Raw genomic sequence first — 240 nt, 5'->3', positions numbered from 1 at the left:
CTCGGGTCAGGGGGCGCAGCGCGCGGGCATGGGTCGGGAGTTGTCGGCCGAGTTCCCGGTGTTCGCGGCCGCGCTGGACGAGGTGTGCGGGCAGTTGGATCCGTTGTTGCCGCGTCCGTTGCGGGAGGTGCTGTTCGCTGCCGAGGGTTCGGCCGAGGCGGCGCTGCTGGATCAGACGGTGTTCACGCAGGCGGGGTTGTTCGCGGTCGAGGTGGCGCTGTTCCGGCTGGTGGAGTCGTT

General features: G+C 70.4%; 1 protein-coding gene. It reads left to right on the top strand.

Features of this window, described 5'->3' with window-relative positions:
• On the top strand, positions 1 to 240 hold a 240-nt coding region (locus ACSNOB_RS32155; protein ID WP_436691226.1), incomplete at both ends, for an acyltransferase domain-containing protein.

This window comes from Micromonospora sp. URMC 106, from assembly GCF_051386395.1.
GTDB lineage: Bacteria > Actinomycetota > Actinomycetes > Mycobacteriales > Micromonosporaceae > Micromonospora.
Note: the sequence above shows the minus strand (reverse complement) of the source record. Positions and strands in the feature narration are given on the sequence as shown.